This is a genomic window from Vibrio sp. Vb2960, from assembly GCF_033337665.1.
GTDB lineage: Bacteria > Pseudomonadota > Gammaproteobacteria > Enterobacterales > Vibrionaceae > Vibrio > Vibrio alginolyticus.
Map to the genome: position 1 here is coordinate 97,754 of NZ_JAWORD010000016.1, position 21,915 is coordinate 119,668.

Genomic DNA, 21,915 nt, shown 5'->3' on the forward strand with positions numbered 1-21,915 from the left:
TATTAGCCGAAACATTTAATAAAGCATAGTCTGACATACATAACCTTATGAATACCAGCAGCAATTCTGAATATAACCGCATTGTCGTTCTCGATACCGAAACCACAGGTATGAACCGCGAGGGTGGTCCTCACTACATGGGACACCGCATTATTGAAATCGGTGCCGTGGAGATCATCAACCGTAAGCTGACTGGTCGTCACTTCCACGTTTATTTAAAACCCGATCGTGAAATCCAACCAGAAGCGGTTGAAGTTCACGGTATTACGGATGAATTCTTGGTTGATAAACCGGAATACGCGAGCGTGCACCAAGAGTTTCTTGAGTTTATTAAAGGCGCAGAACTTGTTGCCCACAACGCGCCCTTCGATACCGGCTTTATGGATTACGAGTTTGGCATGCTCGATCCTAACATCGGCAAAACGGACGACTACTGCAAGGTGACCGACACCCTTGCTATGGCGAAGAAAATCTTCCCTGGTAAGCGAAACAACCTTGATATCTTATGTGAACGTTACGGTATTGATAACTCGCACCGTACTCTCCACGGAGCTTTGCTCGATGCGGAGATTCTAGCCGACGTTTACCTCTTTATGACGGGTGGTCAAACGAGTCTAGAATTTAACGCGAATAAACAAGAGGGTGGAGTAGAAACCATTCGTCGTATTGAAGGAAGAAAAGCGCTAAAGGTTTTGCGCGCAAGTGCCGATGAACTAGAAGCTCACCAAAAAAGATTAGAGTTGGTGAACGACTGTATTTGGCATCAATAGGAGAAGCTATGTTGAGGGCTTTGTTGGTCGCGTTTTTAGCGATATGGAGTAGTCTCTCGAGTGCTGCGAGTGAATCTACAATGTCTTTGTTAGACAATCGCTTTCGAGTTGATCCAACCATCGAGCAGATCACGTTTTTGGTTTATCGTGAGCAAAGTTCTCAGCCAGTTGTTTTAGTCCGTCCTGACGGTAAAAAATACTATGCTTGGGGCTCTTACGACAATGTACGTTGGTATCAAGAAGCCTCTCTCGATATTATTTCCGTTGATAACCCTATGCCAGGTCCATGGCAGGCTGTGGGGAAAGTTACGCCTAAAAATAACATCCGCTTAATTTCTCACCTAAAGCTCAGTACGGATCTGTTCCCAAACCGATTATATAATGGGGAAGCGCTTAAGTTTACAGCTCGCCTGACCTCCGACGGCAAACCTCTTGTATTGCGCGACTTCCTTGATCGCGTGAATCTGCGCGTGACATTTACCAAGTTTGTCGAAAATGAAGATGAGCTGATCAAAGAAGCTCGTCCAGTGCCGATGGTTGTGGGTGAGTTTTCTGATGACGGCCGCGGCTTGGATGAAAAAGCAGGGGATGGTGTGTTTACGGTTCAGCTCCCGATAGACGTTGAGCCTGGTAAGTACCGCGCGCGCATCACGTCTGGCAATGGCGTATTCTTACGAGCGCAAGAACAAGTCATCTTGGTTTATCCGAACCCAATCTCTCGTACTTTTATTCAGGCTCGTAATTCCGATAAGCCACACCAATTAGTGGTGAGTGGCGAGCAAGGTATGATTGCACCAGGCTCTATAGCAGTCACAGTGAAAAAGGACGCACCCGATGGTTTCATTAGTTACAGCCAAGGACAGGTCTCTAAAGATGGAATGAGAGTTACGTTGAACCTCAATAACGATGCTGAGCTTGGTAAGTACGCATGGCGCGGCGAGATCTTTGCCACTGATTTTGCAACCCAGCGCTCGTTGGTGTTTCCTATCCCAGAGCAAACCTTCAGTGTTGTTGATGAAGTTGATCTAGAAGCTGCTCGAATTGCAAAAGAAGCTGAATTAGCCGAACAGCGCCGTATTGAAATGGAAAAGCAAATTATCGCTGAGCGAGAGGCTGAGCGTAAGCGCAGCATGATTATTATCGCGGTGGGTAACGTGATAATGCTGCTGATTGTGATCATTGCATGGATAGTCTGGCGCAAAATTAAAGCGAAGCGCGATGCCATGCCAGAGATGCAGTTAGAAGTGCCAAAGAAATAGTAGTAACACATAAAGCGAGAAACGGAGCCAATCGGCTCCGTTTTTTTTCAGTTTAAGTTTGAAACAGAATTTGATATTTCTCATGGTCATTAATCATTTTATTTTAAAGTAACACCATGATTTAACGTTGATTAATCATAATAAAGCTCGCATGATACTCTTTACGTTTCGACTTGATTTTAGTGCGTATAGACGGAGTGAGTTATGACAATTGGAGAGTTAGGACTAGAACATTTACCACGACAAAAGGCCTTGGTTGAGTCAGCTTATGATGCCTTTTATTCTGAAAAAGACGTTGTTGCCGCGGTATTGCTTGGCTCCTTGTCATCAGGACAAGGTGACCGTATTTCGGACGCTGATGTTGTTGTATTTACTCAAAACAACTTCCATAAAGCCTCAGAGCCTTGCTTTACCCAGTTTGAAGCTAATAAAGACATTTTTTATCGCCTTGAGGGAGAGCACAACGAAAATGCGTGTTTCAAAAAATACATTTTTAATGACCTAACCAGTGCAGAGATTCATTGTTTAGATCTCTGTGACCCCTTCAAAATTTCTAAGCCATTTAAGACTTTATTTGATAAAGCTGATGTGATTGCGGGCATGGTTACTGATGAACCTGCGCCAAAGCATGAAGATTTCCCAGTTTATACCAGTGGTGATCAAGGCCTGATCTGGGAACTCTTTGATTGTATTAAGTGGTTGAGCAGAGATAACCATGAGCTTGCTAAGTCCTACTTGAAAAAACTCTCTGAGAAACTCTAATTTGAGAGTCATCTCCGTTCCTCCCACTGAAGTTAGTTAGGCGGTTAGGTTATGAAATACAAAAAGCGTCAGAAGTATAAATACACTCTCCATTCTGAAGAAAAGATTGAGACTCACATTTCAGTGAGTAACGCGTATGACAGCCCTTTTCTTAGTTTGTCCAAACAAGGCGTGTTAACGATTAAAAAGGGCTATGCATGGGATGGAGCGAGTGGGCCAGCGTTAGACACAAAAAACATTATGAAAGCTTCTTTAGTGCATGATGCTCTTTACCAACTCATGAGGGAAGAGGTGTTGCCACAAAGTGCTCGAAAGCATGCGGATACGTTGTTGAGAGAAACATGTTTAGAAAAAGGAATGTCTAGCTTCAGAGCAACTTATATCTATTATGGCGTCAGAGTTGTCGGTGGCTTCTTTTCTAGACCTGATACTTTGTGTGCTTAATGGGAACATCTTTCCAACGTTTAACTGTTTATTTATACAGTTTAGTTATGTAAGCTCCAAGGTGATACAAAGGAGTAGTACATAATGACAATAAGATATGAAGAGCATGTGCCAAGCCCGAAAGAATACTGTGATATGCGTGTCAAAGCCGGGCTATCACCCAAATCGTTGAAAGCTGCTGAAATTGGTCTACCCAATTCGTTATATGGCGTATCTGTTCGGGATGAAGGAAAGCTCATTGCAATGGGTCGGGTTGTTGGTGACGGGGCGTGTAACTTCGAAATTGTCGACGTTGCCGTTGATTCTGATTATCAAGGCAACGGTTTAGGTAGAAAAGTCATGGAATACATCGACGGTTATCTTTCATCTGTTGCACTTGAAGGCTCTTACGTTTCTATGATTGCTGATGAACCGGTCTTTTACGAAAAGCTTGGTTATAGGCTGGTGGCTCCTAAAAGCCAAGGGATGACAAAAAAGTTTAAGCCAAAGGCGTAACACGTATTCAGCTGTGAAGATAAGCACTAGAAAACAGGAGTTTAATTTCCTGTTTTCTATATTAAATTTGTATTTAAGCCACTTCTGGAATTGGTTTGGGTGGCTGCTCTAAATCAGGCTCTTTTTGAACAGTAGGAATTTGTCCCTCACCCACAGCACTGATGTAACAGCCACTAAGTTTAATGGCAAGGTACATATCAGCTCGCAGTAAGATGCCTCCTTCACTGGTGCTGATACCAGTAAGCTCACACCATTGACGAAGACGTCGTTTCCTTCCAGCGAGGATTAAGCGTACGCCTCTCTTTTTCAAAGTATTGTGAATATCTGCCAGTGTTGCCATCACACTGAGATCCAAGTGAGTAAAGCTCGATACGGCGTCGATGACAACGCAACTTGCGTCTTTGTGATGCTCTGCCTGCTCTAACACTCTACGTTTAAAGTAAGGAGCATTGAAGTAAGTTAGCGGTGAGTTAAAGCGGTAAATCACCATTCCAGGAATAGGCGAAGCTTTTCCTGAGTCGTCGATGGTCCGAATGGTACCTTTTTCATCCAAGCCAAGTAGCTGATCACTCGGTCGCATGACAATCCGTAAAAATTGAAACAGCCCTAGCAATACCGCCAAAGTGATCCCCGGTATTACACCCACGATCAACACAGAAATAAAAGTAATGATGGCCAGATAAAATGCATCTTTGTCACGAGATTTTAATTTCCAAATTGCTTTAAGATCGAGCAGCGATAGGGACGCAATGATCAATACAACACCAAGTGAAGCGATAGGGATGAACTGTAAAGGCTCGTAAATAAATACCGCAATAATGGCAATGGTGATTGCAGCGACAATCGAAACTAATTGAGATTTACCACCATTTGCATCATTGACGGCTGTGCGTGAGTCAGCGCCGCTTATCGCGAAACCTTGCGAAAACGCTGAGGCAATGTTGGCAAAACCCAACGCCTGAAACTCTTTATTAGCATCAATATCATAACCGTTTTTAGCAGCGAAACTGCGGGCGGTGAGCATCATGCTAACAAAACTGACAATCGCAAGGTTGAGCGCCGGGACCACTAGTTCACGGACTTCACCTAGCTCAAACTCCGGTGTTTGAAACTGAGGGAAGCCACCTTGAGTGAGTCCGACAACCGATACGCCCATCTCTTGTAAATGGAAAAACCAAACTGACGCAGTAGTTACGAGGATCGCCAGCATGGCAGCAGGCCAAGTTGGTCGGTAGCGTTTGGTGAGCAAATAAACGACAACCGTCACGATACTCAGAGTTACAGTAGGCCAATGAAGCTCGGTTAGTCGTTGTGGAGCTTCCCATAAACGTTCCAGTAAATAACGTTGCTCGTATTTCAAACCGACTACTTTCGCAAACTGACCAACGATAATTGTGAGAGCAACACCGTTGAGTAGACCCAAAAGAATCGGACGAGAAAGGAAATCTGCAAACACCCCTAGCTTGAAACGACTTGCCAGTACACACCAAATCCCCGTCATCGCTGTCATGGTCATAACCAACTGCCAATGTTTTGTGGGGTCACCTGCGGCAAGTGGTGTCACAACAGCAGCGATCACTGCACAGGTTGCTGCATCGGGTCCGACAATGAGTTGCCGAGATGTGCCCATCATGGCGTAAACCAACATTGGCAGTACACACGAATACAGACCGACAATTGCGGATACACCAGTTAACTGTGCATAAGCTATGGCAACTGGCAGTGCAACCGCGACAACAGAAAAGGCGGCTCTAAAGTCGTTAACAAACCATTCTTTTTGATAATGCTTAAGCTGAACAAGCCCTGGGAACCACTGTGCGAGTAATATTTTAGCCAACGGATTTACCATATATGTGAGTGAATTACTTAAAGTATACACCGCTTAGTTGGAACGTCTGTGAGTTAGTTATCACTGAAAATCGGGGGAAAGAGCGGAATGCGAGGATTTTATTGCGCAGGGGGGGGCTTTGTAGTGTGAGGTGTTATGAATCCGATTCTGGAAGCAATAAAAAACGGGAGCTGATACTCCCGTTTGTGGTCTCAGATTCTAGAGTTACGCGACACTATCCATCTGAGGGTATAGCGGCTTTGCGGCAAGCAGTTCGGGCTCAAAATCGTCAACGTTGATTGTATCTAGACGATGCTGTTCCGCTTCTCTGAGTAGATCGGCTTCTTCTTGCGTGATAAAGCCTTGCTCTAGCCCTTCCTGAGCAATCATATCCAAACGTAAGAATGGGCGACGCTTACCTTGCGCTTTACATACTTTGTCAAACACAGGTTCAGCTTGAAGAATGACTGACAGCGCAAGCTCAATCTTACCTGCTGCGTTGTGCTCGGTTGGTTCAAGGTATTGACCGCGACCAATGCGTGAGCGCGTTGCACTTGGCGTTTGTAGAATGCGCGCCACTTTACTGTCTAGTTTATCGCTTGGCGCTTTGCGTACACGACCGAATGGCATGATTAACACGCGCAGTGCACGACCAATCACTTTGTTCGGGAAGTTTGCTAAGAATTCGTCTACCGCCACTTCCGCTTGTTTCAAACTGTCTTGTAGACCCCAGTGTACTAATGGTAAATCTTCGACTGGGCGGCCATCTTGCTCAAAACGTTTCAACGTCGCAGAGCTTAAATATAGCTGGCTTAGAATGTCACCAAGACGTGCTGATAGACGCTCTTTACGCTTCAAAGAGCCACCTAGCACTGCCATTGAGATATCCGATAGCAGAGCAAGGTTTGCACTGTAACGGTTCAATTGTTGGTAGTAACGCTTGGTTGCATCTTTGGTTGGTGATGAAGAGCCCAGACCGTCGCTCAAACCAAACCAGATACTGCGCACTAGGTTACTCATTGTAAAGCTCACGTGACCAGCAAGCGCTTTATCAAATTTCTCGACAGCATTACTTGCTTCAGAATACGCCGCGTTCATTTCTTCAAGAACGTACGGATGGCAACGAATTGCGCCTTGGCCAAAGATGATCATTGAGCGTGTTAGAATGTTAGCACCCTCAACCGTTACCGCGATTGGCGCACCTTGGTAACCACGAGCTAGGAAGTTAGAAGGTCCCATACAGATACCTTTACCGCCTACGATGTCCATTGCATCGATGATGCTTTGCTGGCCGCGGTGCGTACAGTGATACTTCACGATAGCTGAGATAACTGAAGGTTTTTCACCTAAGTCAATACCCGCAACGGTTAAGTTGCTTGCTGCATCCATCACGTAAGCATTACCACCCAAGCGTGCTAATGGTTCTTCAACTCCTTCCATATGGCCGATCGGCTGTTTGAACTGACGGCGAATACGTGAGTAAGCACCGGTTGCCATTGCCGCAGTTTTGATGCCACCTGTTGAGTTTGAAGGTAGCGTGATACCACGTCCAACCGACAGACACTCAACCAGCATACGCCAACCTTGGCCCGCCATTTTTTCACCACCGATAATGAAATCGATAGGAACAAAGATGTCTTTACCGCGCGTTGGACCATTTTGGAATGGTACATTGAGTGGGAAGTGTCGGTTACCAATCTCAACACCTTTGACATCAGTTGGAATAAGCGCACAAGTGATGCCAAGATCTTCTTTGTCGCCTAGCAAACCTTCAGGATCGCGAAGTTTAAATGCTAAGCCTAGTACCGTTGCGACTGGCGCTAGGGTGATGTAGCGCTTGTTCCAAGTCAGGCGCATACCCAGTACTTCTTTTCCTTCCCATTCGCCTTTGCAGACCACACCGTAATCTGGAATAGAGCCTGCGTCAGAGCCCGCTTCTGGGCTCGTTAAGGCGAAACAAGGGATTTCCTTACCTTCAGCTAAACGCGGTAAGTAATGATTTTTTTGATCTTCAGTACCGTAGTGTTGCAGTAGCTCACCAGGGCCTAAAGAGTTAGGAACACCAACGGTAGACGATAGAACGCCAGAAACACCCGTTAATTTTTGTAGCACCAAAGATTGCGCGTATGCTGAGAATTCCAGACCACCGTACTTTTTCTTAATGATCATGGCGAAGAACTTATGATCTTTCAGGTATTGCCAAACTTCTGGCGGTAAGTCCGCGAGTTCATGGGTCACTTGGAAATCACTCACCATGGCGCACACTTCATTCACAGGGCCGTCTAAAAAGGCTTGTTCTTCCGCACTTAACTTAGGTGCTTGAATCGCGTGTAGCTTTTGCCACTCTGGTTTGCCTTTAAACAGTTCGGCTTCCCACCAGACGGTACCTGCGTCTAACGCTTCTTTTTCGGTTTGAGACATAGCTGGCAGCACTTTCTTGAAAAGCACTAACGCTTTGCGGCTAATTAAAGACTGACGTACGCCAGGAACCGCGAGCACAGCTGCGGCGAGAACGTAAATAGCCCAACCAATAACGCCGACAGTTCCTGCTACTGTAAGAGCCAGCATGGCCGCGGTGAGTAAGCTAATAGATTTCACGAGAGACATGCGGTGGTAGAGCGTAATGCCTAGCACGATCGCCATCGTGATGATTGAGAGCAAGATGTCCATATATATTTTCCTTTTCAGACTTTATAAGTTTTGTACGTCTGCATGTTAGGTAAGAGGTCTAACCAGTTGGTTTAAGTGTAATCAAAATATTAAGGAAATGTAAAACATAAGATTGGATAAAAAGTGATCTAAGTAGAGTTAAAATTCTAAAGTTGAGATTTGAGTGATGGTTTCATGAGCAAGTTGACAAGTTTATTACCATCACTAATCTAAATCTGTTGGTTCACTATCGACACTAATTCTCGTTTGTGGGTAAACTCAGAGTAATCAAACCCGAGTTCAGGTTTATGAAATGTCCGATACCAAATTGGTATCAGAACAATTTGCTCAGTGAGTCAAGAGCTGACTGAAGCCGAAATAATAAAGAGAACGTCTTATGTACCATGATCTGATTAGAAGTGAATTAAACGAAGCTGCTGAAGTGCTCAACAAATTTTTAAGCGATGACCATAACATTGCGCAAATCGAAGCAGCGGCGAAAATGATTGCTGACTCATTCAAGCAAGATGGTAAAGTATTGTCGTGTGGTAACGGTGGTTCTCACTGTGATTCAATGCACTTTGCCGAAGAGCTAACAGGCCGTTACCGAGAAAATCGTCCTGGCTATGCTGGTATTGCTATTTCAGATCCAAGCCACCTTTCTTGTGTGAGTAATGACTTTGGTTATGACTTCGTGTTTTCACGCTATGTAGAAGCGGTTGGTCGAAAAGGTGACGTACTGTTTGGTCTGTCGACGTCAGGTAACTCAGGTAACATCCTGAAAGCGATTGAAGCAGCACAAGCGAAAGGCATGAAGACGATTGCGCTAACAGGTAAAGATGGCGGCAAAATGGCAGGCCTTGCAGATATTGAAATCCGCGTGCCACACTTTGGTTATGCAGACCGCATTCAGGAAATTCATATTAAGATTATTCATATCATCATTCAGTTGATCGAAAAAGAGATGGAATAATCGTTTACGGCCACCGTTTCGAGCTGTGTTGTTAGGGAGTTTTTTAAACCATGTGTGAATTGCTCGGTATGAGCGCTAATGTTCCAACGGATATTTGTTTCAGTTTTACTGGGCTCATGCAGCGTGGAGGTCGAACCGGCCCACACCGTGACGGATGGGGGATCACCTTCTACGAAGGGAAGGGCTTTCGAACCTTCAAAGATCCCAAGCCAAGTTGTGAGTCTAAAATAGCAGAGTTGGTACAAAATTATCCCATCAAAAGTCGTGCGGTCGTTAGTCATATCCGACAGGCGAATCGTGGTGGTGTTAATTTAGAAAATACTCATCCCTTTACACGTGAGCTGTGGGGTAGGTATTGGACGTTTGCGCATAACGGTCAGCTCTCTGGCTATCAAGACTTACATACAGGTCGACATCGACCTGTCGGTGAAACAGATAGTGAACTGGCATTTTGCTGGTTGTTGAAGCAAATGGAAGATCGATATCCTGAGCCGCCAAAGGATATGGAGTCGGTATTCTTATATGTTGCTAAATGTTGTGATGAGCTAAGAGAGAAGGGTGTATTTAACATGCTTCTGAGTGATGGTGAGTATGTAATGACGTATTGCACCAATCATTTGTATTGGATCACAAGACGCGCACCGTTTGGAAAAGCTGCTTTGCTTGATGAAGATGTGGAAATTAACTTCCAAGAAGAAACCACGCCACATGACATCGTTTCTGTGATCGCAACTCAACCTTTGACGGGCAACGAAGCTTGGCAGCGTATGAAACCTGGCGAATACGGCTTGTTTCACCTAGGTGAACTAGTCAAAAATAATGCCTCTGAACTGGTAAATGTGCCGTTTGCGGCGGCTAAGCCGGGCAATCAAGCGCCAACCGAACCGTTAGAGTGATGGTCTCTTACTCTGAATATAAAAATAAAGCTCGCTTAATCGCGAGCTTTATTTTTATGCGTTTTAAACCGAGGGCGGATACGGATGAGCATTCTTACTTTCTAGAGTGCTGGTAGTAGAGTCCTAGTCTCGCTAAGGCTTGCTGTAAAGACGTAACTGATAGAAATTTCTCATAAAACACCTCGTCAGTCTGAACGGTGAAGAACGAACCAGATGTAGAATCTACTTTCCGAGTGTTATGTTACTCAAGTGGTTATGGGATTTTTTAGAATGCTGGGTTTTAGGTTTCTAGTCTCACCATGGTTTTCTTGAATCAAGTTTATAAGTATTAAAACAACCAAGAGCAGCCCTCAGGCTGCTCTTTTGTGCTTAGAGTTTATTATTCAGGGCTACTCATCTGAGGCGTACCCATGTACGCCAAGCTCTGCGCCATCTAAATAGGCTTTACCATCCTTCATGATCAACCGCTCGTCTACCAGCCACTTAGCCACCATAGGGTAGATTCGGTGCTCCTGCGCCTGAACACGTGCCGCAAGTACACTAGCATCATCGTCTTCGAACACAGGAACTTTTGCTTGCAGTATGACAGGGCCACCATCAAGCTCTTCCGTTACAAAGTGCACACTCGTACCATGTTCTTTATCGCCAGCATCAATTGCTCTCTGGTGTGTGTGTAGCCCAGGATATTTTGGTAGAAGAGAAGGGTGGATATTGATCATCTTACCCATGTAATGAGAAACAAATGCGCTGCTCAGAATGCGCATGTAACCAGCAAGAATAATCACGTCTGGTTGGTATTCATCTATTTGACTCATTAGCTCTGCATCAAAGCTTTCACGCGAGCTGAATGCTTTAGGGTCGACAAAGTGACCGTCCACATCAAACTTTTTTGCACGTTCTAAACCAAAAGCATCTGCTTTGTTAGAGAACACGGCTGCCACTCGTGCGTTTGGCATGCTGTCTTCGCAAGCTTCCAAGATAGCTTGCAGGTTACTTCCGTTACCCGAGATGAGGACCACAATGTTTTTTAGGGTATGGTTTTTCATGATGTCGAGAGCGCCTTGGTATTGTAGGTTGGAGTTATGTAGCTTCTAAACTACCTACTAATAGAATGGTTTTTAGTGTTCTAGATAGCAAAATGAGGACCTAGTCATCTAGTGTCCTCATTCTTCTTATCTTTTGAGCTCGATTTGCAAATTATTGGATTTCAACTTGCTCTTCGTTCGCGTCTGCTTGTGCGATTTGACCAATCACCCACGCGTTTTCGCCTTCTTCTTTAAGAAGAGCAACTGCTGCATCTGCCTGGTCTTTCGGTAGTGCGACGATTAGACCTACACCACAGTTGAATGTGCGGTACATTTCGTGTGTGTCGACGTTGCCTTTCTCTTGTAGCCACTTGAAGATAACTGGCCATTCCCAACTGTTACCATCGATAACTGCTTTCGTGCCTTCAGGCAGTACGCGTGGGATGTTTTCCCAGAAACCACCACCAGTGATATGAGAAATCGCATGGATGTCGTGTTTCTCAATCATCTTAAGTGCTGACTTGATGTAAATTTTTGTTGGTTCTAGTAGGTGCTCACCAATAGTGCGGCCTGCTAGCTCTTCGCTCTTATCTGCACCAGATACTTCTAGGATCTTACGGATAAGGGAGTAACCGTTTGAGTGTGGGCCGCTTGAGCCAACAGCGATAAGTGCATCACCAGCAGCGACTTTCGTGCCGTCAATCACGTCTTCTTTTTCTACTACGCCAACACAGAAACCAGCTACGTCGTAGTCTTCGCCTTCATACATGCCCGGCATCTCCGCAGTTTCGCCACCAATTAGGGCACAACCTGCTTGAACACACCCTTCTGCGATACCTGAAACAACATCCGCTGCGGTATCAACGTCTAGTTTGCCTGTTGCATAGTAATCTAGGAAAAACAGTGGCTCTGCGCCTTGCACGATAAGATCATTTACACACATTGCCACTAGGTCGATGCCGATCGTGTCGTGCTTGTTCATATCCAGTGCTAGGCGAAGTTTTGTGCCAACGCCATCAGTACCGGAAACCAGTACAGGTTGTTTGTATTTAGTTGGCAATTCGCATAGCGCGCCAAAACCACCGATACCACCCATAACTTCAGGGCGACGAGTACGTTTTACCGCACCCTTAATACGATCCACAAGCGCGTTGCCTGCATCAATATCTACACCAGCGTCTTTATAGCTAAGAGAAGAGTTGTTACCACTCACAGGGAAGTCCTCGGTATTAAGTTGGATATGAAAACGGCGCTATTCTAACAGTGCTTAAACATAGATAGCAAACGTTTGCGTCTGTTTTTTTCTTTAGTGATTTATCCTGATATCCCTGTGAAAATCATGTATAATCTGAAGGTTTGTTTAAATATTGCCAACTATAGCCGGAGATGGACATGAAAGTTGTTGAAGTAAAGCACCCTCTAGTAAAACATAAAATTGGTCTAATGAGAGAAGGTGACATCAGCACAAAACGTTTTCGTGAGTTAGCGACTGAGGTCGGTAGCCTACTTACTTACGAAGCAACGTCAGACTTTGAAACAGAAAAAGTGACCATTGATGGTTGGAACGGTCCGGTAGAAGTAGACCAGATTAAAGGTAAAAAAGTAACCGTAGTGCCAATCCTACGTGCAGGTCTAGGCATGATGGATGGAGTTCTTGAGCACATGCCAAGCGCACGTATCAGTGTTGTGGGTATTTACCGTGATGAAGAAACGCTTGAGCCAGTTCCTTACTTCAACAAGCTTGCTTCAAACATCGAGGAGCGTATTGCGCTTGTTGTTGACCCAATGCTTGCAACAGGTGGTTCTATGATTGCTACGATCGATCTCCTAAAAGAGAAAGGTTGTAACCAAATCAAAGTGTTGGTACTTGTTGCTGCACCAGAAGGTATTGAAGCGCTAGAAAAAGCACACCCAGATGTTGAGCTATACACTGCGGCAATCGATGAGAAGCTTAATGACAAAGGCTACATCGTTCCGGGTCTAGGCGATGCAGGTGATAAGATCTTCGGTACTAAGTAATTCTTTGATGTATTACTATGACTGAACAGAAAAAGGCCTGGTGAAAACCAAGCCTTTTTTGTATCTACAAGAGGAGAAGAGTAAGACACGCCACCTAATAAAGCGGCGCAAACGAACTATTTCGCGCTTTCTTCTTCCATTTGTGCGTTATCCACAACGTGGTTTTCACCTAAATCGTTTGGTAGCACAAGGTTAAGAATAATTGCCACGATACCGCATAGGCTCACACCTTGTAGACTGAACTCACCAATACCGAAAGCCATACCACCAATGCCAAACACAAGGGTTACGGCAACAATCACTAGGTTACGAGACTTATGTAAATCAACGTTATTCTTGATCAGTGTGTTGAGGCCTACCGTTGCGATGGAGCCGAACAGCAGAATCATGATGCCGCCCATAACAGGAACTGGAATCGTTTGAAGAACCGCACCTAGCTTACCTACCAATGCAAGTACGATTGCGGTGATTGCTGCCCAAGTCATGATCACAGGGTTAAATGCTTTGGTTAGCATTACCGCTCCTGTTACTTCACTGTAAGTGGTGTTTGGTGGAGCACCCACCATCGAAGCTGCGATAGTTGCCACCCCGTCACCTGCGATTGTGCGGTGAAGGCCTGGTTTTTTCAGGTAGTTTTTACCTGTAACGTTTGAGATAGCAAGCATGTCACCTACGTGCTCAACCGCAGGTGCGATAGCGACAGGAATCATGAACAAAATTGCGTTGATATTGAACTCTGGCGCGGTGAAGTTTGGCATGGCTAGCCAAGCCGCTTGTTCTACGGGAGTGAAATCAACCACACCGTAGAATAGAGAAACAGAGTAACCAGCAAGAATACCACCAACAATAGGAACGAGCTTCAAAAAGCCTTTTGCAAAAACGCTGAGTACAATGGTTGTGAGCAGTGAGACCGCCGAGATAATGATCGCAGCATCACCATTAACTAGCTGTGCAGCTCCATCACCAGTTTTACCTACCGCCATGTTCACTGCCGTTGGGGCAAGGCCAAGGCCGATAACCATGATCACAGGGCCAACGACAACAGGCGGGAGAATTTTATGGATAAATCCAACACCGCGCACTTTGATCATCGCCCCTAGAGCCACATAAACTAAGCCCGCTGCCATCAAGCCGCCCATCGTTGCACCGATACCCCAAGTTTGGATACCGAACATAATAGGAGCAATAAACGCAAAAGAAGAGGCAAGGAAGATGGGAACAGAACGTTTAGTCATTAATTGGAAGAGGAGAGTACCGACACCGGCACCAAAGAGGGCTACGTTTGGATCAAGGCCAGTTAGGAGCGGCACAAGCACCAAAGCACCAAAAGCGACAAAGAGCATTTGAGCGCCTTGTAACGCGTTTTTCATAATAATTCCCTATTTTCAAGATACGCAGACAAATCCGGCGAATACTATCATCCTGCAATCGTTTGCAATGTTGCATAGATCAAACTTTCGATTGAATTTTTCCCATAAATAGCACTTTTGAGAGTTGCTTGCTTGCAAATTGTCCTCTTTTACGTGTCTTGCGTGAAGATGAAAAATGGACAGCCTAACTTGTTGAGATAGCTTAATAAGCAATGAGTTTATTATAAAAAATAGCACTGAAGTGCTGGTTGAGGCCCGAGTTAACAAAGCTGGTCATAATACAGACAATTTACTCAGTACTTGCCTTGCTCAAGATTTGATAGTTGCTTATTATTCGGGTTCTTGTTCAGAGGATTATAAAAACTATGCGCTATTTAGCTCTCTTACTGATAGGTTGGTTGTCCCTACCAGTATATGCATTAACTCAGGTGGATATCTATCGTGCCGAAGTGGTTATCGACAGTGAGCAGAACGACGGTGAGTCTTTGGCTCGTCAACAAGGTATGCAGGATGTGATTGTTCGAGCGACCGGTTCTCAATCCTCTTTAAGCAATCCAGTGATTAAAAAGGCACTTAGCTCAAGTGCGCGTTACATTTCTCAACTGAGCTATGGGCAGGTTGATGGAAAAGCGAGCTTAAAAATGTTGTTTAACAACGACCAAATCAGCTCTCTTTTAACACAAGCACAATTGCCATCTTGGTCGCCAAATCGTGCCAATATTTTAGTTTGGATGGTGGAAGAACAGGGTTACGATCGTAACATTGCGTGGGAACATTCTGAATCTTCAAATGTTGCAGCACTTCGTAGCGCCGCGAAATTAAGAGGCCTACCAATCACTATCCCGGTTGGGGATTTTGATGATGTAACCGGTGTTAATGTCTCTGATCTTTGGGGCGGCTTTATTGAGCCAATTGGTCAAGCCAGCCAGCGCTACCCAGCTGACGCCGTTTTGGTTGTACGAGCTCAAGGTGAACAAATTCGTTGGACACTCTACGACCAGTCGCCAACGAGAATTGTAGAAGCGCAACGTTCTCCGCGTAGCGGGTCTGCATCAGGTGCTAATGCTATTGCAGAAATGGTGGATGGCATCGCAGACTACTATGCAAGTAAGAGTGCAGTTGTGGTTTCAGGAAAGTCTTCAAAAGCGCTAGCAGTGAAAGTCCTTAATGTAACCTCTGCCACGGACTTCTTCCGTTTAGAGAATGCGTTAAAACAACTTAATTCGGTTGCGGGTACAGAGATTAAGCGTGTTCAAGGGGACGAGTTAACGCTCAACATCCACCTTTTGGCATCACAACAAGCTTTTGAGAAAGAAGCTTCTTCTATTTCTCAATTAATGGTTTTTGAAGATCCTTTAGGTGAAGTTGATGCCCCAGCTTCAACTCAAGAAGAAGAGCCATTGGTTCAGAGTAATGAAGCAAAAGACGCCGCGACGCCAAAAGAAGCGCAGCCTGAAGTACCAGTAGATATTGTGGCAGAAGCAAGTGACGAAACACAACCAACTCAGCCGATGATTGTGGAGCCTGTCCGAGAACAGTATGACTTGATCTACGAGTGGCGCTCGGCATCGTAATCGCCTTGGTAGCGTTCCAGGCGTGAAACGCAAGGATCAAACACCAATGTGGTAAGCATAAAAAAGAGTCGCAATAGCGACTCTTTTTGTTTTCTAAATTCGTATTCGAACCAATGATCAGTGGTTGACTGCAATTGGCGTTATTTGTTGAATTTCGCTTTTTCTTCTTTTTCTACTTGAGAGAGGCGTTTCAACTTAAGGCCTAGCTCTTTGCCTCTCGCTCTAGCAAACAAAATATTGCCAGCGAAACCGAGTGAAGTCAGTATCAGTTCCACTGCCGCAAGCCAGCGTTCACCCCCATCCACATAAAGGATGGTCAGCGCATGCAAGAAATACAGCATAAGAACAAAGTTAGCCCAAGCATGAGTGTAAGGCTTACCAGCTAAAATACCAGGCAACGGAAGTAGTAGCGGAATACACCAAGCAATAGCAAGTGTTGTGCTGCTGAGGTGGGGATGAGGGGATAACGCAAGCTGCCAAATAGCGACCCAGGCTAATAAGGCTAAGTTGCCAAATAAAGCCAGGTAACGATAGGTTTTAGCCTGTGTACCGAGTGGTGTTTGGTCTAAAGAGTCAGACATCGATTAACTATCCTTGATTTTACTAACAGACTTTTAGTTTTAACGCTGCAGTTGCCAGCCTTTTGCCTAATTGTTGTGCCAGGCGAATCTCTTCACTGCTTAGGGTTGCCTCATGGCCTACACTGCTGGCGCCATACGGAGTGCCTCCGGACTGCGTAGTGTGTAACTCTGGCTCGGCATAAGGAATGCCCAAAACCATCATCCCGTGATGCAATAAAGGGGTCATCATGCTTTGTAACGTTGTTTCTTGACCACCATGCATTGAGGACGAAGAGGTAAAGACACAAGCAGGCTTATCGATTAAGTCACCACTGACCCATAAAGATGTAGTCTGATCCCAGAAGTGCTTTAAAGGCGCAGCCATGTTGCCAAACCAGACGGGACTGCCAAACGCTAGACCGTCGCACGTTTTCAGTTCCTCTAGAGTAACAATTGGATCAGAAGGGGAGTGTGAGTGAGGTGACAATTCTTCAACTGTACGCAAAATTGCTTGGCATTGAGGAGTCGATTCGACTCCTCTTGCTATTTGTCTTGCCAGTTGTTTTGTCGAGCCATGACGGCTGAAATACAAAATAAGGATCTGGCAATCCATTTATAAAATATCCAACACTTGCTCTGGTGGGCGGCCAATTTTTGCTTTGCCGTTAGCAACGACTACCGGACGCTCAAACAACTTTGGATTTTTCGCCATTGCTTCGAATAATTGCTCATCGCTGACGGCGTCTTCGCCTAAGCCAAGCTCTTTATATTCACTTTCTTTAATGCGCATCATTTCACGTACAGATGAAAAGCCAAGCTGGGCGTACAGCGCTTTTAGTTCATCCACGTTAAGTGGTGTGTCTAGGTATTTGACGACTTCCGGTGTAACACCATTTTGCTCAAGCAGTTCAAGTGTTTGACGGCTCTTTGAGCAACGAGGGTTGTGATAAATCACGACTGACATGGTTTTCTCCATTTCGTTATTGTAATGCCATGAATCGATCTCTTTGGATCATGAGTTGGTCGATACGGGCATCGTATCGCGCTTGCTCTAAGCTGCCCAACTTGGCCATTTTACTTGCTTCACTATAATATTGAATCGCTTTATTCCAATTTGCTCGCAATGCCAAAATTTCTGCTCGAGCAGCCAACTCTTCATCGCTACGCCCCAGCGCGTGGTAGCTCTTCGATATTAGGTGCCAGCCATTTGTATCTTCAGGATAGTCATGAGTGTATCTTTGAAGAACTCGCGTGGCTTGATCGTTTTTATTGTCCTCAAGTAGCGCATTGGCGTAGTTAATGGTCAATACTTTATTTTGAGGGTTACGAGATAACGCTTTGCGGAGCATCTCGGTCGCTTTTTCTGGCTGCTTCTTCTCGATATATAAATCCGTCATAGCGTCCAAGTAAAACGGGTTACTTGGGTCTTGTTCCAGTAACTTTTTCAAAATTGGTTCCGCTTGAGATAAGCGTTTATTGTCTAAATGCACGAGTGCTCGACCATAATCAAAAGCAGGTGTAATGTCCGCAGAGGCTTTCTTTTGGGTTCTCTCAAACCAGCTCAGGGCGGCTTGTCCATCAATGCCAGCGTAACGAGCCACAATGCGTGCGCGAGCTAGATGATAGTCTATTGAAGGCACAACACGCATTGGAGGATAGGTTCTTGCTCGCGCACGGCTATCGGTAATTCGATCTTCAGGCAGAGGGTGAGTCAGGAGCATTGGTGGCGGTTTACTCGCATAACGATACTCATCAGCAAGACGGCCAAAAAACCTTGGCATTGCTTGAACATCAAAACCGGCTTTTGCTAGTGTCGAAATACCAAAGCGATCCGCTTCTTTTTCGTTTGCACGAGTGTAGTTGATTTGACTTTGCATGTTGCCCGCGGTTGCTGCTGTAATTGCAGCCATCCCCGCTTCGGGTGAGGCAATTGAAAGCAGTAGTGCCCCCGCAAGTGCGGCTAATGTGGCCGGAGAGCGGCGTGCTTGTTCTTCCATACTCCGAGCAAGATGACGTTGTGTGACGTGCGCTATCTCGTGAGCGACAACAGAGGCCAGCTCACTTTCTGAACGAGCATGAAGAAACAACCCAGAATGCAGCGCTACATAGCCACCAAAAAACGCGAACGCGTTGATATTACGGTCGCGAATCATAAAGAAGTGGAACGGCGTTTTTACATCATTCGCATTGGCCACTAATTTGTGCCCAAGAGAGTCAATATATTCATTGATGACAGGGTCATTAACGATAGGTTTACTGGCTCTGAGCATACGCATATAGGCGTCGCCATAAATCAACTCTTGGTCTATTGAAAGCGTGCCACCAGCAGCTGTGCCAATGTCTGGCAAGTCAATGCTATTGGCATAAGTTGTCGGCGAACTGATGGCAGCAGCAAGACATAAGCAAACTAGCGAGCGAGTGCGTTTTAACATACGTTTAAAAGGTTCTCCAAAATACATAAGCATGTGGTTACAGGTCGAGAGCCTATTAACAGCGCCACATACGTTTTGGTTATCCGTGAGGATATAAGCTAACAGTAAGACCGGAAATAAATGAATTGGTTTCGTAAATTATTTTACATCCGAGCTATTTCAGCATGTGGTTAAATCATGTCAGAAGTGCTAGCACCAGCTCAAAAAGCCGTTACAATACAACCCTATCATAAGTGCAGAGCAATACAATGGAATCCATGTTACTTGATTTGCGTGAGCAACGTTGTCCTATGGCACTGTTACTTGCAAAGCGTCATGCTGCTGAGGTCTTTCAAGGAGAAGCAAAGCAGTATCATCAACTTGTCATTCAAGTGGTGGACAACAGCTCTAAACGAGACATTGTGAACTATCTTAGTGCCCAAGGGTACTCGGTTGATTGCCAATCTACATCAGAGCACTACACATTGACTGTCTTCAATAAGGAATCCGCATAAGATGTTTGAAATGGTTAGTCGTTGGTATAAACGACGTTTCTCTGACCCTCACGCAGTAAGTCTCGTCGCGATCTTGCTGTTTGGCTTTATCACCATTTACTTCTTTGGACACTTGATTGCGCCATTACTTGTCGCGATCGTTTTGGCTTATCTACTTGAATGGCCAGTTGTCAAAATGTGTCGTATGGGCGTGCCGCGCACTTTGTCGGTTATTATCGTGATCTTGGTCTTTGTCGGGTTAATGTTAATTGCGTTGTTTGGCTTGGTTCCGACGATTTGGACTCAGGTCGGTAATCTAATTAACGATATTCCGAACATGTACAACGGGCTACAAAAGTTTATTGTCACATTGCCAGAGCGCCACCCTGAACTAGCCAATTTAGAAATAGTAGAAACCGTGGTGACGAACGCCAAAAACCAAGCATTGGGGCTGGGTGAAAGTGTCGTCAAAGGGTCGCTTGCTTCATTAGTTAGCATTGCAACGCTAGCGGTATATTTGATCTTAGTGCCACTTCTGATCTTCTTTTTGCTTAAAGACAAAGAAGAAATGCTGCGAATCGCAAGCGGTATTCTGCCGAAAAACCGTAAATTGGCGAATAAAGTTTGGCATGAAATGAACGAGCAGATATCAAATTACATTCGCGGTAAAGTGTTAGAGATTTTAATCGTGGGCGGTGTGAGCTACGTGACTTTTGCCCTTTTAGATCTTCGTTACTCGGCGTTGCTTGCCGTAGCCGTTGGTCTGTCGGTTTTGATTCCTTATATCGGTGCGGCGGCTGTTACTGTACCTGTTGCTATCGTTGGTTTGTTCCAATGGGGTTTAACGCCTCCGTTTTATTGGTTGTTGCTTGCTTACGGTATTATCCAGGCGCTTGATGGTAACGTCTTGGTTCCTGTTCTGTTTTCCGAGGCAGTAAACTTACACCCAGTTGCTATCATTGTGGCTGTATTAGTCTTTGGTGGGCTCTGGGGCTTTTGGGGGGTGTTCTTCGCCATTCCTTTAGCGACATTAGTCAAAGCCGTATGGCATGCATTACCAAGCACGGAAGAAAACGAAACTGTCGAACAAGAGTAGTTGTTACCAAAGGTACGATGGTTAAAAGAAAGCCCAGCAGTTTGCTGGGCTTTTTGTTTGTAGAAAAACAATAGCGTTTAAGCGTTTTCGTTTAAGTAGTTTAATACGACTTCGTGGTGATCTTTGGTTTTGAACTTGTTAAACACATGTTCGATCACGCCTTCTTCATTGATCAGAAAGCTAATGCGGTGAAGACCGTCGTATACTTTGCCCATGAATTTCTTTTCGCCCCAAACGCCGAACTGGTCTGCAACGGCATGATCTTCATCAGAAAGCAGAGTGAAGTTTAAATCATCGCGCTCGATGAACTTGCCTAGGCGCTTTACAGGGTCGATGCTTACGCCGAGTACCACCACGTTATGTGCATCGAGTTCAGCTTTGATGTCACGAAGGCCTTTTGCTTGTGTAGTACAACCCGGCGTCATCGCCTTAGGGTAAAAGTAGAAAAGTACTTTCTTGCCTTTAAAGTCCTCAAGAGAAACGGTATTTCCGTCTTGGTCGAGCAAAGAGAAGGCTGGCGCTGGCGAGCCTGCTGTCAGCGTATTCATTTTGATTTCCTTTACTTTATAGTGTGTTTTTAATGAAATTCAGAGAACCTTGTACGTTGAGCGACTTACAAAGTTCATCGAAGTCTTCTTGTAACTGCATCAAATTAAAATCCGCGCTTACAGATGCAGTAATCGCAATGTGAAACTGGTCAGAATCGAGTTGAATTTTCGACTTGCTGATGGTTTGCGCGCTAAGAGAGTCTAAACCAATCTGCTGATCAGCGAAGAACTTAGTAAATTTTTCAGTTAACCCAGGGCGGTCTTCAGACTCAATAAACACTTCCATGGTGTAGCTGTTATCGAGCAGTTCGTGCGCCGCTGTGCGTTTCATGATCGTAATAAGGTCATGTTCTTGGCCAAGCAGGGGCAATTGTGTTTCAACTCGAGTCACGCTGCTGGCGTTCCCAGTCAGGAGCATGATCAGCGTAAATTCGCTGCCAAAGATAGCGATACGGCTATCGACTATGTTACAACCAGCTTGAGTAACGAGCTGTACGACTTGGTTACAAATGCCTGGACGGTCCGTTCCAACTGCTGTAAGTACCAGATGTTGCTTCATAAATGAGCTTCTTGTCCTTTCTTCAATAGAGAGATGTTAGCACAGATATTGCGAAGAAATATCGAGCCAGTTCTTTTTTAGTCCATAAAAAAGCAGTCGGAGCTTGAGGGGAGTGGTGGGAAATAAACAGTAAATGCAGGCTATAGGATAAACAAAACGTTTGCATGATGTGCTTGCCTATTG

22 protein-coding genes are annotated in these 21,915 nt (G+C 45.1%); 11 read left to right on the plus strand and 11 right to left on the minus strand.

Annotated elements, in window-relative coordinates:
- Positions 1-47 precede the first annotated feature (47 nt).
- The 5 genes from dnaQ to R7O03_RS15215 all read left to right on the plus strand — a co-directional run bounded on the left by dnaQ (position 48) and on the right by R7O03_RS15215 (position 3,730).
- Complete coding sequence (dnaQ, locus tag R7O03_RS15195; RefSeq protein ID WP_005380385.1) at positions 48-770, plus strand: DNA polymerase III subunit epsilon; 723 nt, start codon at positions 48-50, stop codon at positions 768-770.
- Between the two features lie 8 nt (positions 771-778).
- A complete protein-coding gene (locus R7O03_RS15200; RefSeq protein ID WP_213871627.1) occupies positions 779-2,029 on the plus strand; it encodes a TIGR03503 family protein in 1,251 nt (416 codons plus the stop codon).
- Between the two features lie 204 nt (positions 2,030-2,233).
- Complete coding sequence (locus R7O03_RS15205; protein WP_258623495.1) at positions 2,234-2,791, plus strand: hypothetical protein; 558 nt, start codon at positions 2,234-2,236, stop codon at positions 2,789-2,791.
- 51 nt (positions 2,792-2,842) lie between these two features.
- Entirely contained in the window at positions 2,843-3,235 is a 393-nt protein-coding gene (locus tag R7O03_RS15210; protein ID WP_017633769.1) for a DUF1353 domain-containing protein, read from the plus strand.
- A gap of 84 nt (positions 3,236-3,319) precedes the next feature.
- Positions 3,320-3,730, plus strand: a complete 411-nt coding sequence (locus R7O03_RS15215; protein WP_017633770.1) for a GNAT family N-acetyltransferase — start codon at positions 3,320-3,322, stop codon at positions 3,728-3,730.
- 73 nt (positions 3,731-3,803) lie between these two features.
- Here R7O03_RS15215 and R7O03_RS15220 read toward each other — a convergent pair whose 3' ends face one another.
- Complete coding sequence (locus tag R7O03_RS15220) at positions 3,804-5,579, minus strand: SulP family inorganic anion transporter (protein ID WP_017820741.1); 1,776 nt, start codon at positions 5,577-5,579, stop codon at positions 3,804-3,806.
- A gap of 204 nt (positions 5,580-5,783) precedes the next feature.
- Positions 5,784-8,228, minus strand: coding sequence for an acyl-CoA dehydrogenase FadE (gene fadE, locus R7O03_RS15225; protein WP_005385392.1), 2,445 nt, complete (start codon positions 8,226-8,228; stop codon positions 5,784-5,786).
- A gap of 376 nt (positions 8,229-8,604) precedes the next feature.
- Here fadE and lpcA point away from each other — a divergent pair, with 376 nt between their 5' ends.
- The gene (gene lpcA, locus R7O03_RS15230; RefSeq protein WP_005380392.1) at positions 8,605-9,180 is read left to right on the plus strand and encodes a D-sedoheptulose 7-phosphate isomerase; all 576 of its coding nucleotides are present in this window, start codon (positions 8,605-8,607) and stop codon (positions 9,178-9,180) included.
- A gap of 50 nt (positions 9,181-9,230) precedes the next feature.
- Positions 9,231-10,076, plus strand: coding sequence for a class II glutamine amidotransferase (locus R7O03_RS15235; RefSeq protein ID WP_005380394.1), 846 nt, complete (start codon positions 9,231-9,233; stop codon positions 10,074-10,076).
- Positions 10,077-10,465: 389 nt separating this feature from the next.
- On the opposite strand, the gene purN is transcribed toward R7O03_RS15235, so the two are convergent.
- Together purN and purM are read right to left on the minus strand one after the other, a co-directional pair.
- Complete coding sequence (purN, locus tag R7O03_RS15240) at positions 10,466-11,122, minus strand: phosphoribosylglycinamide formyltransferase (protein WP_005394347.1); 657 nt, start codon at positions 11,120-11,122, stop codon at positions 10,466-10,468.
- Between the two features lie 151 nt (positions 11,123-11,273).
- Positions 11,274-12,314, minus strand: a complete 1,041-nt coding sequence (gene purM / locus R7O03_RS15245; RefSeq protein WP_005389861.1) for a phosphoribosylformylglycinamidine cyclo-ligase — start codon at positions 12,312-12,314, stop codon at positions 11,274-11,276.
- A 179-nt stretch (positions 12,315-12,493) separates the two neighbouring features.
- On the opposite strand from purM, the gene upp reads away from it, so the two are divergent.
- A complete protein-coding gene (gene upp / locus R7O03_RS15250; RefSeq protein ID WP_005380401.1) occupies positions 12,494-13,120 on the plus strand; it encodes a uracil phosphoribosyltransferase in 627 nt (208 codons plus the stop codon).
- 116 nt (positions 13,121-13,236) lie between these two features.
- On the opposite strand, the gene R7O03_RS15255 is transcribed toward upp, so the two are convergent.
- Complete coding sequence (locus R7O03_RS15255) at positions 13,237-14,490, minus strand: uracil-xanthine permease family protein (protein WP_005389855.1); 1,254 nt, start codon at positions 14,488-14,490, stop codon at positions 13,237-13,239.
- A gap of 365 nt (positions 14,491-14,855) precedes the next feature.
- Between R7O03_RS15255 and R7O03_RS15260 the strand changes: the two genes are divergently transcribed.
- A complete protein-coding gene (locus R7O03_RS15260; RefSeq protein ID WP_151515044.1) occupies positions 14,856-16,064 on the plus strand; it encodes a DUF2066 domain-containing protein in 1,209 nt (402 codons plus the stop codon).
- Between the two features lie 140 nt (positions 16,065-16,204).
- On the opposite strand, the gene R7O03_RS15265 is transcribed toward R7O03_RS15260, so the two are convergent.
- Genes R7O03_RS15265 through R7O03_RS15280 form a run of 4 tightly spaced genes read right to left on the minus strand, consistent with a single transcriptional unit; the run spans position 16,205 to position 19,056 of the window.
- Positions 16,205-16,645 (minus strand): DUF2069 domain-containing protein, encoded by a 441-nt coding sequence (locus tag R7O03_RS15265; RefSeq protein ID WP_005380407.1) that lies wholly within the window; start codon positions 16,643-16,645, stop codon positions 16,205-16,207.
- A gap of 22 nt (positions 16,646-16,667) precedes the next feature.
- Positions 16,668-17,237 carry an NAD(P)H:quinone oxidoreductase gene (gene wrbA / locus R7O03_RS15270; protein WP_012841512.1) on the minus strand — a complete coding sequence of 190 codons (570 nt, stop codon included), beginning with the start codon at positions 17,235-17,237 and terminating at the stop codon, positions 16,668-16,670.
- Entirely contained in the window at positions 17,238-17,588 is a 351-nt protein-coding gene (gene arsC / locus R7O03_RS15275; RefSeq protein WP_318131820.1) for an arsenate reductase (glutaredoxin), read from the minus strand. It lies immediately after the preceding gene.
- A 16-nt stretch (positions 17,589-17,604) separates the two neighbouring features.
- Positions 17,605-19,056 carry a tetratricopeptide repeat protein gene (locus R7O03_RS15280; RefSeq protein ID WP_005394337.1) on the minus strand — a complete coding sequence of 484 codons (1,452 nt, stop codon included), beginning with the start codon at positions 19,054-19,056 and terminating at the stop codon, positions 17,605-17,607.
- 257 nt (positions 19,057-19,313) lie between these two features.
- Here R7O03_RS15280 and R7O03_RS15285 point away from each other — a divergent pair, with 257 nt between their 5' ends.
- Positions 19,314-19,550, plus strand: a complete 237-nt coding sequence (locus tag R7O03_RS15285; RefSeq protein WP_005380414.1) for a sulfurtransferase TusA family protein — start codon at positions 19,314-19,316, stop codon at positions 19,548-19,550.
- Between the two features lies 1 nt (position 19,551).
- The gene (locus tag R7O03_RS15290; RefSeq protein ID WP_213876264.1) at positions 19,552-20,625 is read left to right on the plus strand and encodes an AI-2E family transporter; all 1,074 of its coding nucleotides are present in this window, start codon (positions 19,552-19,554) and stop codon (positions 20,623-20,625) included.
- A gap of 77 nt (positions 20,626-20,702) precedes the next feature.
- On the opposite strand, the gene bcp is transcribed toward R7O03_RS15290, so the two are convergent.
- Entirely contained in the window at positions 20,703-21,173 is a 471-nt protein-coding gene (gene bcp / locus R7O03_RS15295) for a thioredoxin-dependent thiol peroxidase (RefSeq protein ID WP_005380418.1), read from the minus strand.
- Positions 21,174-21,189: 16 nt separating this feature from the next.
- Entirely contained in the window at positions 21,190-21,732 is a 543-nt protein-coding gene (locus R7O03_RS15300; protein ID WP_005380420.1) for a glycine cleavage system protein R, read from the minus strand.
- Positions 21,733-21,915 lie beyond the last annotated feature (183 nt).